The organism is Alteromonas sp. R7, from assembly GCF_055755235.1.
In genome coordinates this window covers 327930-341521 of record NZ_JBVTQX010000003.1, presented here as the reverse complement: position 1 = coordinate 341521, position 13592 = coordinate 327930, and the positions used below count along the sequence as shown (strand labels likewise).

The following is a 13592-nucleotide window of genomic DNA, read 5'->3' as shown; positions in this document are numbered from 1 at the left end:
CGCATCCATACAAATTATTGATTAGAAGAAAGCGAATCACATGAAAAAACTACTCCCCACTTCAATTGCAGGCAGTCTTCCGAAACCATCGTGGCTTGCACAGCCTGAAACCCTGTGGTCGCCGTGGAAGCTAGAAGATGAAGCATTAGAGGAAGGCAAAAAAGACGCGCTTCGCGTTACGCTTCAGGAACAAGCCCTATCAGGCATAGATATTATGTGTGACGGTGAGCAAACTCGTCAGCATTTTGTAACTACTTTTATTGAGCACCTTGACGGTGTTGATTTTGAAAACCGTAAAACCGTACGTATTCGCAATCGCTACGACGCTAGCGTACCTGTCGTTACCCATGCTGTTACACGGCCAAAATCAGTGTTCGTTGAAGACGCAAAGTTCTTAAGGAGCCAAACCGATCAGCCTATAAAATGGGCGTTACCTGGCCCTATGACGATGGTTGATACGCTGTACGACGACCATTATAAAAGTCGCGAAAAACTTGCGTGGGAGTTTGCCAAAATACTAAACCAAGAGGCAAAGGAGCTTGAGGCTGCTGGTGTTGACATTATCCAGTTTGATGAACCTTCGTTTAACGTATTTTTCGATGAGGTCAATGAATGGGGTATTGCCGCATTAGAAAGAGCCATTGAAGGGCTTAAATGCGAAACTGCGGTGCACATTTGCTACGGATATGGCATCAAAGCTAATACCGATTGGAAGAAGACATTAGGCTCTGAGTGGCGACAATATGAGGAGAGCTTTCCTAAGCTAGCAAAATCTAATATTGATATGGTTTCTCTGGAGTGCCATAACTCCCATGTACCCATTGAACTGATCTCGCTTCTTAAAGGCAAAAAAGTGATGGTGGGCGCTATTGATGTTGCAACTGACACAATAGAGACACCAGGAGAAGTAGCAGCTACATTACGTGAAGCATTAAAGTACGTGGATGCCGACAAACTCTACCCTTGTACAAACTGTGGTATGGCCCCCCTTTCACGACAGGTTGCTCGAGGCAAGCTTGAGGCGCTCAGCGCTGGCGCTGAAATAGTAAGGCAGGAATTAGCTCAGAAGCTCAGTGCTTAATACGCCTCAAAACTTTTGTTAAGCAAGAGCATTTTGAAAGCGCACTAAAGCCCACATCAACGTGGGCTTTTTTATTTCTAGCGGTTCAAAACCGTATCAGCGTTATTCTCATCTATTCGACCTTATTTAAGTTTAACTCCCTTACATTATTTATAGTTTCCACAGAATCAAGGATAATTAAAAACATCATTAAGAAATAAGAGAGAAAATATAACACATGGAGAAGCAACGAATATTTAACTTATGAGCAACATTAGCAATTACCTGATTTAAAACAGCGACAAAACAACTATTATTCACGTTAAAAAAAAGAAACTTTAATACACACGGTTTAAATTTACTCAGTTAGTGCAATATACGAGCAAAAACCTTCTAACTCAAAATTAACCAAGCAAATGAAAAACAAGATGAAAACCGCTCAATAAGCGCTCTAAAAAGTCACTTTTCGACCACATGGTCAATATAAAAACAATTATTGAACATAATTAATACAAAAATTAAAAATATTAATTAAACCTACTATTTATAAATTCTTTAAAATTAAGTTAACTCTTTCATGGCCAGAATTTAATTCACCGCAAAAAATTGATTTATTTAATACTAGATAATTAGAATGCGCGCCATTGCGACATAAGTAAAAACTACGCATGCAATTTGGCTAGCCCTTGCCTATTTACAGGGCATTAACCAACAACAAGCACGTAAATCTAATTCACTAGGAACAATCCATGAAAAATATTGCAACTGCAGTTCAGTTAGCATTAGCAGGAAGTGTCGCGTTGACCTCAGGCAACGTTCTTGCACAGGACTCAACTAATGAAAGCGCTGACGTTGAAAAAATTCAGGTCACCGGTTCTCGTATCTCTCGTCAGGGTGCTATCGCTCCATCACCAGTAACAGCCATTTCTGGTGAGTCACTTCTTAATTCAGGTGCGATGAACATTGGTGAGGTGCTTAATGAGCTTCCTTCACTTGCAAACACATTCTCATTAGGTAATTCAGGTCAATTTATTGGAACTGCTGGTCTAAATATTCTTGACCTACGTGGTATGGGTACTGACCGCACATTAGTATTGGTAGACGGTAAACGTCACGTATCTTCTTCAGCAGGTTCTGCAGCGGTTGATACCAACACCATCCCTACTTCGTGGATTGAGCGCGTAGAAATCGTTACTGGCGGTGCTTCTGCGGTTTATGGTGCAGATGCAGTAACTGGTGTTGTTAACTTCATTCTTAAAAAGAACATTGAAGGTTTCGACGTGAGTGCGACGCAAGGCTTTGCACAGGAAAACGGTTATAAGAACGATAAATACCAAGCATCATACGGCTTTAACTTCGACAATGATCGCGGCAACATTGCTTTTGCAGCCGAATACAGCTCACAAGAAGCTTTAGAGGCCCTTGACAACCCTTGGACTGCAACGTCGTATCGTAATATGAGCTTTGAAAGCATCATGGGATACGAGCGCAGTGATGACCAGTTAAATTCAACGGCATTTCCTGACAACTTTTACACTGCTAATGCGGGCTACTACACACTAAACAACTCTGGCGTTTTTGGCGGCAACTTTCAGACTTTCAACGCTGACGGTTCAATTCGCGAAATCTACACCGGTGACCAAGTAGACGGTGCGTTCTGCGCAAACTGTGATTCGTTTAACCTGCGCCAGTTTACGCAGCTTCAGCCTGAGTTTGATCGTACTAACCTAAATGTAAAAGGTAACTACGAGCTAAACGACGACACCACAGTGTATGCACAGGCTAAGTACGCGCGTACTCGTGCAATTACAATGGGCCAGCCTGCTTTCTTCTATGGCGGCTCAGAGACAACCATTTATCGTAACAATGCCTTTCTAGATGATAGCGTTGCCGCATATATGGATGAAAATGAACTAGACAGCATTCAGCTTAACCGCATGATGACTGACCTAGGGCGCCGCACCGAAGCAGACGAGCGTGAAACTTACCGCTACGTGCTAGGTATCGAAGGCTACATTGGTGACGAGTGGAACTACGAGGCATTTGTAAACTACGGCAAAACTGAATTAGAGCGTGAGAACCGCAACAACCTTGTTTTGCAAAACTTCGAGAATGCACTTAACGCAATAACTGACGGCGATGGAAACATTGTTTGTGCGTCAGGTAGTGATGACGGCTGTGTACCGTTGAACATTATGGGCTTTGGTCAGCCTTCACAAGAAGCAATTGACTACGTCAATACTACATCAGTTGGCACAAGCAAAATTGAACAATACAACGCTGGCGCAACCATCGCAAACTCTGGTATTTATGAATTACCTGCAGGATACGTTGGCTTTGCAGCCGGTGTTGAATATCGCAAAGAAAAAAGCGAAATTGAAGAACCTGATAATGCAGCGGGTACTTTTTTCAACACTCTAGGTGAAGATAAAGGCGATTACGATGTATCAGAAGTATTTACTGAAGTTACTATTCCACTACTTGCCGATCTCCCTGGCGTAGAAATGCTGACATTTGATACTGCGGCGCGTATTGCCAACTACTCTTCGATTGGCAACGCGAAAAGCTGGAAGCTTGGTCTAGATTGGAAAGTGTATGAAGATTTACGTCTACGTGCGACAAAATCATCTGCACTACGCGCGCCGAACATCGGTGAACTTTATGGTGAAGCAAGCCAAACCTTCTTCCGCGTAGACGATCCTTGTCGTACAGACAACCTTGCTGACTTAGCCAACGCCGACCAACGCATTGCAAACTGTGCAGCGTTAGGTATCCCTGCAGATTTCAACTCTGATTACGACTCAGCAACGCTAGAGGGCGTAAACGGTGGAAACATCGACTTGCAAGCGGAGAGCTCAATCTCTAAAACACTAGGTGTTGTCTATACTCCTAGCTGGTTTGAAGGCTTTACCGCTACTGTTGACTACTGGGAAATCGAGCTGACAGACGCGATTTCGTCTATTGACGGCCAAACAATATTGGATCGCTGTGTTGACTCTGAGTCGGGTATTAACAACGTATACTGTGGCCTTATCGACCGTGATGGAACTACCGGTGAAATCACTCAGATTCGTAGCTATGCATTGAACATCGCGGGTCAAGAAGCCAAGGGTATCGACTTCGAACTAGGATATGATTTCGACGCGCTAGAAGGCGCATTCCGTACTAGCTTGATTGCGACTTACCTTAAAGACCGCAAAGAATTCCCATTCCAAGATAACCCTGAGGTATTCTATCAGTACGCAGGTACGGCAGGTGAATCTGATTGGCAGGGTGTATTCACCATCAACTATAGCCGTGGTGATTGGGAAGCAAGCTGGAAAACTCGCTACCTAGAACGTTCAAGCCTTTACGACAACCAAGAGTTAGCGCGTAACCCAAATCCGAGCAACCGTATGGAACTGCCTTCATACGCTGTGACTGACGTGACCGCGGGTTACAACTTTGCTAACGGTGTTAGCCTAACCGTGGGTATTGATAACCTGTTTAACCGTGCGCTACCGACAGGCACGACAGGCACGGGTTCAATAGACGGCGCGTACGACAACATTGGCCGCTTCGGATACGTTACCGTAGCGTACAAAATGTAATTTACGTAATATTGAGCAATGATAAAAACGGCGCTTATTAGCGCCGTTTTTTTATTATAAAGTTAACATGACGTCATTTTATCGCTATATAGACGTCTATATGGTTGCCATTCACATAGTGCTCGAAGTCTATTGAAAACGTCCTTTCATACTCGGCACCTCCTTCTGTGAAATAGCGCCAAATATCGCTCCATGCATCAATGGCAATTTGCGGCATTTCACCTTGTCGCGAAAAAACGAGGTACTTTCCTGCGGGAATAGTGATGTGCTCAATCTTTAAGTGTTCGGGCACTGAGTCACCGTCAAACCCAGCCAACACGGAAAAGTCACCGGAATGATCGGATTCGTAGTTGAAATACACGCCATACACTCGCTCGCCGCCTTTATAGTCAACAGCTATAGAATTATCAAACCTTTGCCAAAGTGTGGGTATCTTTCCCAGTGGTGAGAATTCAGTGTGATTATTGGTAATCACCGAAAAGCCTTTAATATTTATCGGTGAAGAGAGTTGTCGCATTTCCATGTCTTTATTCCATTTATTTGTGCGAGATAATCATGATACACGCTTGTGCTTTGCCCACCATTCAGATCTTGGTTATTTCACTTACTTTTTATGTGTATTCTAACTGCAAAGTAAAAGGCTCATTGGTTTAAAACAATGAAACTAGCTGTTATCACCTTTTAATTTTCAATACTTTCCCTTATCAACGAGCATTTCAGTTTTAGAACAAATATAATCCGGTTTTGTCTCATCCAGGTTGCAATATATTGTGAATCAACGTTTTTTACTTGCCATAGTCGCAGTGCTTTTGGCGATGGTAACCATACAGTCTGGTGCATCGTTTGCGAAACAACTCTTTCCTATAGTTGGCCCTGAAGGCACCAGTGCTCTTCGTGCGTTTTTCGCCGCGTTGGTGTTAACAGTAATTTTTAGGCCTTGGAGAGCGCGCTTAAGCGCGAAAGGATGGCGTAACGTTATTTTCTACGGCGCTTGCTTAGGCGCAATGAATATCATCTTCTATCTTGCGATTGAGCGTATTCCCCTTGGCATAGGTGTTGCGCTTGAGTTCACCGGACCATTGGCTGTGGCATTTTTTAGTGCCAGAAAAAAGAGAGACTTTGCTTGGGCTATTTTAGCCGTTGCAGGCGTTTGTTTGCTGCTTCCCGATATTGGCGGCGCGTCGGCCGAGAGCTTAGATCCCGTCGGCGTTATTCTTGCCCTTACAGCCGGAGCGTTTTGGGCCGGTTATATCGTATTTGGAAACAAAACAGGCAACGAAGGTTCTGGCGGTATTACGGTAACATTAGGCATGCTAGTGGCCGCTATCTGTGTAGTGCCTATTGGCGTTGCAAGTCAAGGTATCGCCTTACTCTCGCCACAGGCTATTTTCATCGGGTTCGCTGTAGGCGTATTCTCGTCGGCTATCCCGTATACGTTAGAAATGAGTGCAATGCGCAATATGCCTAAGCAAACCTTCAGCATTATGATGAGTGTTGAGCCTGCCGTTGCAGCCATAGCGGCGTTCATCATTATTGATGAAACCCTCACGCTTTCACAATGGTTTGCAGTGGCTTTAGTCGTTATTGCTACCGCCGGGAGTTCAGCTACGCAAAAACAACTACCCAAACAAAAACAAATTGAAACCCTTTCCTAGGGTTTCAAACCTTCTGTACTTTTTTACCATCCTTATTTTCCCCCTTTTTGAACTCAGGTCTTATTCTTTTCGTTAAACAAATTAAGTTAATAGTTGATTTAGTGGCTTAGGGAATAATTATGAAACATTATGCGGTAAACACAGAAGTAGAATGGGAATGGGGAAACGGTAGTGCAACGGGAAATATCAGAGAAAAATTTACCAATGATGTAGAGCGCACGATTAAGGGTTCGTCGGTAAAACGAGAGGCTAGCGACAGCGACCCAGCATATCTCATTGAACAGGACGACGGTAGCAAAGTGCTAAAATCTCACAGCGAAATTACGAAGTCGTCTTAATTTGTTGATTAATAAACCTAAACGAAAAATGCAGCGTTCTTTTTTCACTGATAGCGATGTCGTCAATATAGCGAAGTCGCTCATTGGTAACTTCCTGTTTAGTAACGTCGACGGCGTACTAACCGGGGGAACGATAACAGAAACGGAAGCCTACCGTGGTCATCAGGATCTTGCCATGGAAAAACACCTGTTGCGGCGCCCTTCTTCGATATCAACACTTAAAAAGCAAGGCGGCGTTGCTTACATCTACACCATTTATGGTTCTCACAGTATGTTGAATATTGTTACAAATGACGCTGACCACACTGATTCAGTTCTGATCCGAAAAATTAAGCCTACAGAAGGTGTAGACAAAATGCGTGAACGTCGCGGCGTGAACACATCATTGCGTAATCTATGTGACGGTCCAGCTAAGCTGACACAAGCTCTTGCGATAACACCTGCGCTTAATGGTGAGCCTGTAGTGAATAACACTTTGATTTGGATTGAGGAAAGTAACCATGCCATTGCTAGTAAACATATCACTAGTTCGCCTCGCATCGGCATAGACTACGCAAAAGACGATCAAACCGGTAAGCTAGGTGAACGGGATGACACAACCTTGCCTTGGCGGTTCACGCTTAAGTAGCGCACCTCAATTGAAACTACTTCGCAAAAGCGAAAGTCAGCTTGCAGTCGATGTATTTGAGCAATTTGTTTACCACCCTTGGCACGGCAATATCACCGTTAGCAATTTTTGATTCAACATAAATATCGCAGTCATCATATTGAATTTGCTGGCGAATAACGTAATCGTTGAGTTCGTCAAACAGGCTTTCTTTTAACGGCACCATGCCAATGAACGCACCTGAGCCTTTTTCATCTACGAATTCTTCACGCTTACTAAAGTAAGCGCCTTCAATTTCTCGTTTTAGCGTATACGCCTGCATGGCATCTAATTTTGTTAAGCGAAAGTGCACACTTATTTGGGGTTCTGTCACTGGTATTCTCGGTTTTTCTTGAAGTTTATCCAAATGGCTACTGCTTTATTTCCACTTTCCAAGGCGGGTTCACTCTATTCTCTCCTGCCCAGTACAGCTTTATTTTGTTGCCAGATGGATCGCTTAAAATGGCCTCTTTCCAAAGGTAGCGCTGCTGCGTTGGCGGCTGCTCAAAACGAATACCTTTTTCCACAAGAGAGGTATACAGCTCATCTAGCGCCTCGTGTTCGAAGTAGATCACACTGTGATTTTGAGCACTTTCGCTTTCTAAAGAGAGCGAAAAAGTAGACGAGCCTTCAGGACACGTGAATCTGGCATAGTGCGGTGTATCTACAATTTGAGTGAACCCAAGTGTAAGGTAAAACTCCACCGCTTCGACCATATTGGTAACGGGTAACGTAACTTGGTTCAATTCCATGAAGACCTGCTCCTTGTATTTGTATTGTTTGCGCTAGATTTAATCGTCGCGTCCTAGATAGGCGTGAATAGCGGTGATTTTGCCGTTTTCATTAAATTTCAAGACATCAACAACAAACAGTGTTTCAGACTTATCCACTACAATTTTAAGCTCACCACACACCATGTTCTCGTTTGCCATAGTAGACAGCACATCTATTTCTATCGAATCAGCGTTCTCAAAGTTCTTACGTGTTTCATCAACGGCTAACCGTTTACCTTTTACAGAAATTTTCCAGTCCCTTAATGCAATGTCATCCGCAAACATATCGGAAACACTGTCTAGGTCCTTTTGTTCATAGGCTCTTAAGTATTGAATAAAGACTTCGACCCACTCCATTTTACGTGTTCCTTTTATCAGTTTTTTAAAAGACATCAGCCAATCGGTTTACACCCAAAACGCCAGCGTCCAGTTAATATAACCGTTACACTATCAAAAATAACGTGGCTGCTGTGGCCGCGCCCATTGTAAGATTAAACTGCCGTCTTCGAGTTGGCGAACTCAACCACACGCGTATTTTTGCGCCTACCGCTGCCCAAAGCGAGATGCTTGGAAAACCAATCACGGCAAAAGCGGTAACAATCGCAATACCAGATTGAATGTAGTGCTCGCCAGGCAGTGAAAACGTGCCTACGCTAGCTAACGCCATCATCCATGCTTTAGGGTTAATTAACTGAAATAATGCCCCTTCCCACCACTTGAGCGGCCCTTGGCGTTTGGTCGATTTAATTTTGTTTTCTACTAGGCCTACTGGCTCATCTACGGGACCAGTGGCAATTTTAAATGCTAACCATAACAGGTATGCCACGCCAAGTACTTTTAGCACACTGTACAGTACGGGAAATATGTTGAACAGCGCACCAATGCCCAGCAGTGTGCTTATCATTAGACCTGCAACACCAATTACAATACCCAGCATGTGCGGCAGCGAACGTTTATAACCGTATTGTGCCCCAGAAGCCAATAGCATCATATTATTCGGGCCAGGCGTTACCGTACTGATGAATGCGAATGTCGCAAGCGCGATGAGTAAAGATGTTTCCATGACAGTCCTTATGTGTTGAGGTGAGCAATGCGTTTCTTTAAAAGAAAGGGGTCGGTTAACCAAACGCTTGTTTTTCACCAACACAATACAATCATATTTTTGTATGCATCATACCCAAATACGCTTAAAAACAGCCATACAGTTTAGTCATGGTAACGTCTGTATGGTAGTTATTTCACCAATCTGTATGGTTAAAAGCTCCTGTCAATTAAGATATAGTTATCTGTATGCAGATAACTTCATAAGAATAAATATTGCGATGACGCTTTACGAAACATTAGCCAATGAACTTAAAGCCCAAATCGAGCGTGGTGTTTTTGAGGTGGGGAACAAGTTACCTTCGGTTAGGCAGCTGTCAACGGAGCATAAAGTAAGTATAGCTACCGTGCAGGAAGCATATCGAGTGTTAGAAGCGCAGCAACTGGTAGAGGCAAAACCTAAATCAGGTTATTTTGTCGCCCGTAGTATCTTAATAGATAACACCCCTAGCATGACGAAGCCTCCGCAACGCCCTATGGATGTGTCTCAATGGGAAGATGTGCTAGACACTTTGCTGAATACCTTCAATAAAGATCATGACGCTAAAACCCTGTGCCAGTTTCAGCATGCCATGCCCAACATGACTGCCAAAACCCTTAAACCGCTTATAAAACGCCTGCATGAACTCACCAAACATCGAGCCTTGGACGGCATGATATACGGTGACGTAAAAGGTGATGAAACTCTGCGAAAACAGCTAAGCCGATTGGCCGCAGCATCTGGCTGTGTGTTGCAAAGCGACGAATTCATTGTAACTTCTGGCTGCCAGGAAGCCTTATCTGTGTGCCTTCGCGCAGTGGCGAGCGCCGGCGATGTGATAGCGGTAGAATCCCCCGGATTCTACGGTGCTATGCAAGCTATAAAAGGCGCTGAATTAAAAGCGTTAGAGATCCCCACCGACTCTGAAACAGGACTAAGTTTAGAGGCATTAAAGCTAGCGCTTGACCAATGGCCGATCAAGACTATTTTAGTCGCCCCAACGGTAAATAACCCTCAAGGATTTGTTATGCCTGAGGCGAAAAAGAAAGCGTTATATGAATTGGCCAGAGAGTACGACGTAGCCATTATAGAGGACGACATTTACGGCGATATTGCCTACGCCTACCCTCGTCCAAAAACCATTAAATCGTTCGATAAAGATGGGCGCGTTTTACTGTGCTCCTCGTTTTCAAAAACGCTAGCGCCTGGTTTTCGCGTGGGTTGGATAGCGCCGGGAAGCTATAGAAATAAAGTGCTCCACGTTAAATATGTCAGTAGCTCTATGTGCCCTACTCTACCCCAATTAGCTATAGCCAGTTTCATTGAGCAAGGCGGTTATGACAAACATATTCGGGCTATGCGTCACCATTACCTAAGTGCACGAGACGCACTACGTTCAGACATTAAGCGTTACTTTCCCGCCGACACCTGTATTAGCTACCCTCAAGGGGGCTATGTGCTTTGGGTAGAGCTAAACAGCCGTTATGACTCCGTGAAGCTGGCTGACGAAGCCAAGCGAAAAGGAATTTATGTCGCGCCAGGGCAACTATTTTCGGCAACAGGTAAGTATCGACATTGCCTGCGTTTTAATTTCATTGATAGTACGCAGGCTGCACGCACCGAAGCTATTCAGCGTCTTGGTGAGATGCTTGTTGCACAAGAAGCCTAATTTTTTATACAAAGTGCGTAAACCCAAAGGCAGTTGATCCACATCAACGCAGGCTAGCCGTAAGTCCACCAAAATAAAACCATCCAAACTAACCTGTGAAACTTTGTATGCTTACGTTAGTGAATAATACAGATGCGAATGATGACATTGTGCCTGAAGCACACGGACTATACCGTCTGCATTTAAAGCCTAACACGCAAATGGCGATAGAGAATAAGCCCGTCTTCGGTGCGAATATTACGCTACATAGCAGCGTATTGAGGCACGATAATTTTGTGGCAACGCCAGATAATATATTAGGTTGGCTGGATCACTGCGGTTTGTCACACTTTGCCGTGAAAGCCGAGACCGACAATTCAGAAAGTGAAGACACGTCTGTACTTTTGCCTTCACAGTTTTTAAATGCCGAAGGCGGAATTTTGCGTGTAACTGCCCCCACTCGCATTTATCTAATCAGCAAAACCCCAATTGATATTAACAAACGCGGCCTGTGCCTTTTTACGCCAGTAAAATAACCACACAGAAATGTACTCTGACCCCAAAATTTTTGGGGTCAGAGTACATTTTATTTTATTCAATTTCTGTGGTGGCGTTTGATGTGCTCTCTAGGTGCAGGCTAATCGCTTCAGACAGCCCGGAATAACGCTTATCCACCCGTTGAACCATGTGGCTAAATGTAGCGGTGTCAGAGATGATTAAGCAGCCGTCTTTAGCACGGGTTAACCCTGTGTACACTAGGCCTCGATGAAATAAGTTGGCGGCTTTTTCGCTATCAGGCTTAGGTAAAATAAGCACAACATGATTAAACTCAGAGCCCTGAGATTTATGTATGGTCATGGCGTACACAGTTTCAAACTGCGGTACTCTTGATAGCGATATGCTGCGCAACGCTTGCTTTTGCTCTAGCGTATTGTCAGCACTGTCTCCCGCATTTGCCGAAGCTTTCTGACTTGAACCGTTTTGACCCGAAGCTTGGCTATCCTGGTAAAACCACGCATATAGCTTTCCTTTGCTGTCAGGCCAGATTACACCAACCTCACCGTTTGATAGTCGTTGAGGATGATGATTCTTTACAATCATAATGGGCTGACCTTGATAGAAATGGCCTTCCCGCTTTCTGATTTTGTGCTTGATAGCATCGAACACCAAATTATTCAGGCCTTCTACGCCCATTCCGCCCTTGCGGACCGGGGTTAGCCACCTAACCACATTCAGACGATTAAGCGCCTCTTCGGCACTGCCAGCATCAAAAATAGGCAGGAAGCTTTCTTTGGCCAACTGGTGTAAAACACGGCCGCTAACCTGGTGCTCTGGCCATAGGTGAACGCCAGATTGTAGGCGTGATGCAGTCTTTGAAACAAGAGTTGAATCGATATTTGAGTTGAGGCCAGCAGTTTCATCATTGTCACTAGCCTTGTCGGTAATAGCGGCAAGTGCACCGCTTGCATCACCTCGCTGTATGGCCGTTGCAACTTTTGCCACCTGCCCTTTGAAGCGCTGCGGTGCTTGCAGAGTTGCTACATAGCTTTTTGCCTGCTCATCAACAGGTAACAGAGGCAAATGCGGGCACAGCGTAGCGATGTGCTGACGCATTAACGATGGCACGCCACCTAAAGAAAACGCGTTGTCATTGCTGTTTAAGCTATTTGTACCATTTGGCACATTCGCATTTTCGTCAAAACTTGCTGCCTCGGTACTAACTAGCTGCTCTAACACGTTGCCAAGCTCAACTGCTGGAAGCTGATCGGCATCACCGATAAAATAGAGTCGCGCATGGTCTGGTAACGCTCGTACGATGCGCGTCATTAGCGCTAAGTCGACCATACTTGCTTCATCGACAATGAGTACATCTGCTGCCAATTGATTGTGCTGATTGAACTTAGTCGATACACCGTGCTCGCGCAATCCTAGTAATCTATGTAGCGTCACAGCATCGGTAGGCACGTTGTTAAGCACTGTGTCGTCCAACTTGCCGCGAAGCCCGTCTATGCTGTTCATGATAGATTCGGTCATACGCTGTTGCGCTTTACCTGTAGGCGCTGCCAGCACAATTTTTAAGTTTTCATCGCAAGCCTGTAGCGCCAGTAATAAGCGCAATACAGTATAGGTTTTACCTGTTCCTGGCCCACCGTTTATAACGCAAAAGCGCTGCATTAGGCTTTTCGCCACCGCTATTTGCTGCCAATCTTGCCGATCGGTTGTTTCGGTAGGAAAGATTGCGGGCCAAAGTTGCTTTACTTTTTCGCTAGCTTCATCACTTAACGGCGTAAGCGCCGCTCGTTTTACAACATTTCGTGCTACTTCTTGTTCAAATTCATAGTAGCGACGGCTGTACAGCTTGCCGTTGCTATAGACAAACAGTTGAGCCACCTGCTCGTTACTCAGCGCGCTTTTTACAATTCTAAGTAACGGTGTTAGTTGTGGCACGTCAACACCTGCTTTGGGCGCTTTTTCCTGCTCTGTTTGTTCTACCGGCGACTTAGATGCCCCAACCGCTCCGTTATTGCTATGCACATTTGTTTCGGCCGCCAAGACTGCTTCTTGTTCTGCTACTACCTCTTTAAAAAGCGTCGTACCCGCTATGTCTCTTAGATAGATACAGCTGTGGCCATTGCGCTGCATATACGACAAGTATGCTAAGATCCCAGCCCAAATAAACTGTTCTTCTTGCTCCAGTTCATCAATAAAGCCAAATTCTTTTGCGACAAATTTGTCGATCGCCTCGATGCCAAACAAGTTATCAAAAAATGACGGTACAGAGTGTTGATTGCTTTTCATTA

The 13592-nt window shown here is 44.5% G+C and carries 13 protein-coding genes; 7 read left to right on the top strand and 6 right to left on the bottom strand.

Annotated elements, in window-relative coordinates; genetic code table 11:
- The first annotated feature begins 40 nt into the window (after nucleotides 1-40).
- Nucleotides 41-1081: a methionine synthase gene (locus tag AC0J2X_RS07160; protein ID WP_014976785.1), complete on the top strand. Its 1041-nt coding sequence runs from the start codon at nucleotides 41-43 to the stop codon at nucleotides 1079-1081.
- A 728-nt stretch (nucleotides 1082-1809) separates the two neighbouring features.
- Nucleotides 1810-4650: a TonB-dependent receptor domain-containing protein gene (locus AC0J2X_RS07155; RefSeq protein ID WP_472995902.1), complete on the top strand. Its 2841-nt coding sequence runs from the start codon at nucleotides 1810-1812 to the stop codon at nucleotides 4648-4650.
- Nucleotides 4651-4723: 73 nt separating this feature from the next.
- On the opposite strand, the gene AC0J2X_RS07150 is transcribed toward AC0J2X_RS07155, so the two are convergent.
- Nucleotides 4724-5173: a GyrI-like domain-containing protein gene (locus AC0J2X_RS07150; protein WP_472995901.1), complete on the bottom strand. Its 450-nt coding sequence runs from the start codon at nucleotides 5171-5173 to the stop codon at nucleotides 4724-4726.
- A 247-nt stretch (nucleotides 5174-5420) separates the two neighbouring features.
- Here AC0J2X_RS07150 and AC0J2X_RS07145 point away from each other — a divergent pair, with 247 nt between their 5' ends.
- From AC0J2X_RS07145 to AC0J2X_RS07135, 3 genes are all read left to right on the top strand, one after another.
- A complete protein-coding gene (locus AC0J2X_RS07145) occupies nucleotides 5421-6305 on the top strand; it encodes an EamA family transporter (RefSeq protein WP_039225402.1) in 885 nt (294 codons plus the stop codon).
- A 119-nt stretch (nucleotides 6306-6424) separates the two neighbouring features.
- Entirely contained in the window at nucleotides 6425-6643 is a 219-nt protein-coding gene (locus tag AC0J2X_RS07140) for a hypervirulence associated TUDOR domain-containing protein (protein WP_014949794.1), read from the top strand.
- Between the two features lie 28 nt (nucleotides 6644-6671).
- Nucleotides 6672-7271 carry a DNA-3-methyladenine glycosylase gene (locus tag AC0J2X_RS07135; RefSeq protein WP_156078484.1) on the top strand — a complete coding sequence of 200 codons (600 nt, stop codon included), beginning with the start codon at nucleotides 6672-6674 and terminating at the stop codon, nucleotides 7269-7271.
- 16 nt (nucleotides 7272-7287) lie between these two features.
- On the opposite strand, the gene AC0J2X_RS07130 is transcribed toward AC0J2X_RS07135, so the two are convergent.
- From AC0J2X_RS07130 to AC0J2X_RS07115, 4 genes are all read right to left on the bottom strand, one after another.
- Nucleotides 7288-7623: a hypothetical protein gene (locus tag AC0J2X_RS07130; RefSeq protein ID WP_156078485.1), complete on the bottom strand. Its 336-nt coding sequence runs from the start codon at nucleotides 7621-7623 to the stop codon at nucleotides 7288-7290.
- Between the two features lie 37 nt (nucleotides 7624-7660).
- Nucleotides 7661-8041, bottom strand: a complete 381-nt coding sequence (locus AC0J2X_RS07125) for a VOC family protein (RefSeq protein ID WP_014949797.1) — start codon at nucleotides 8039-8041, stop codon at nucleotides 7661-7663.
- Nucleotides 8042-8080: 39 nt separating this feature from the next.
- Entirely contained in the window at nucleotides 8081-8419 is a 339-nt protein-coding gene (locus AC0J2X_RS07120) for a nuclear transport factor 2 family protein (RefSeq protein ID WP_014949798.1), read from the bottom strand.
- 85 nt (nucleotides 8420-8504) lie between these two features.
- A complete protein-coding gene (locus tag AC0J2X_RS07115) occupies nucleotides 8505-9125 on the bottom strand; it encodes a LysE family translocator (RefSeq protein WP_014949799.1) in 621 nt (206 codons plus the stop codon).
- Between the two features lie 259 nt (nucleotides 9126-9384).
- Here AC0J2X_RS07115 and AC0J2X_RS07110 point away from each other — a divergent pair, with 259 nt between their 5' ends.
- Together AC0J2X_RS07110 and AC0J2X_RS07105 are read left to right on the top strand one after the other, a co-directional pair.
- Nucleotides 9385-10812 carry an aminotransferase-like domain-containing protein gene (locus AC0J2X_RS07110; protein ID WP_156078486.1) on the top strand — a complete coding sequence of 476 codons (1428 nt, stop codon included), beginning with the start codon at nucleotides 9385-9387 and terminating at the stop codon, nucleotides 10810-10812.
- Between the two features lie 107 nt (nucleotides 10813-10919).
- The gene (locus AC0J2X_RS07105) at nucleotides 10920-11327 is read left to right on the top strand and encodes a hypothetical protein (protein WP_014949801.1); all 408 of its coding nucleotides are present in this window, start codon (nucleotides 10920-10922) and stop codon (nucleotides 11325-11327) included.
- 55 nt (nucleotides 11328-11382) lie between these two features.
- Here the strand turns inward: AC0J2X_RS07105 and recD are convergent, their stop codons facing one another.
- Nucleotides 11383-13590: an exodeoxyribonuclease V subunit alpha gene (gene recD / locus AC0J2X_RS07100; protein WP_472995900.1), complete on the bottom strand. Its 2208-nt coding sequence runs from the start codon at nucleotides 13588-13590 to the stop codon at nucleotides 11383-11385.
- Between the last annotated feature and the right edge of the window lie 2 nt (nucleotides 13591-13592).

Coding starts and splice junctions, on each gene's coding strand:
- AC0J2X_RS07160 (WP_014976785.1), top strand. CDS start 41: ATGAAAAAACTACTCCCCACTTCAATTGCAGGCAGTCTTCCGAAACCA.
- AC0J2X_RS07155 (WP_472995902.1), top strand. CDS start 1,810: ATGAAAAATATTGCAACTGCAGTTCAGTTAGCATTAGCAGGAAGTGTC.
- AC0J2X_RS07150 (WP_472995901.1), bottom strand. CDS start 5,173: ATGGAAATGCGACAACTCTCTTCACCGATAAATATTAAAGGCTTTTCG.
- AC0J2X_RS07140 (WP_014949794.1), top strand. CDS start 6,425: ATGAAACATTATGCGGTAAACACAGAAGTAGAATGGGAATGGGGAAAC.
- AC0J2X_RS07135 (WP_156078484.1), top strand. CDS start 6,672: ATGCAGCGTTCTTTTTTCACTGATAGCGATGTCGTCAATATAGCGAAG.
- AC0J2X_RS07125 (WP_014949797.1), bottom strand. CDS start 8,041: ATGGAATTGAACCAAGTTACGTTACCCGTTACCAATATGGTCGAAGCG.
- AC0J2X_RS07120 (WP_014949798.1), bottom strand. CDS start 8,419: ATGGAGTGGGTCGAAGTCTTTATTCAATACTTAAGAGCCTATGAACAA.
- AC0J2X_RS07115 (WP_014949799.1), bottom strand. CDS start 9,125: ATGGAAACATCTTTACTCATCGCGCTTGCGACATTCGCATTCATCAGT.
- AC0J2X_RS07110 (WP_156078486.1), top strand. CDS start 9,385: ATGACGCTTTACGAAACATTAGCCAATGAACTTAAAGCCCAAATCGAG.
- AC0J2X_RS07105 (WP_014949801.1), top strand. CDS start 10,920: ATGCTTACGTTAGTGAATAATACAGATGCGAATGATGACATTGTGCCT.
- recD (WP_472995900.1), bottom strand. CDS start 13,590: ATGAAAAGCAATCAACACTCTGTACCGTCATTTTTTGATAACTTGTTT.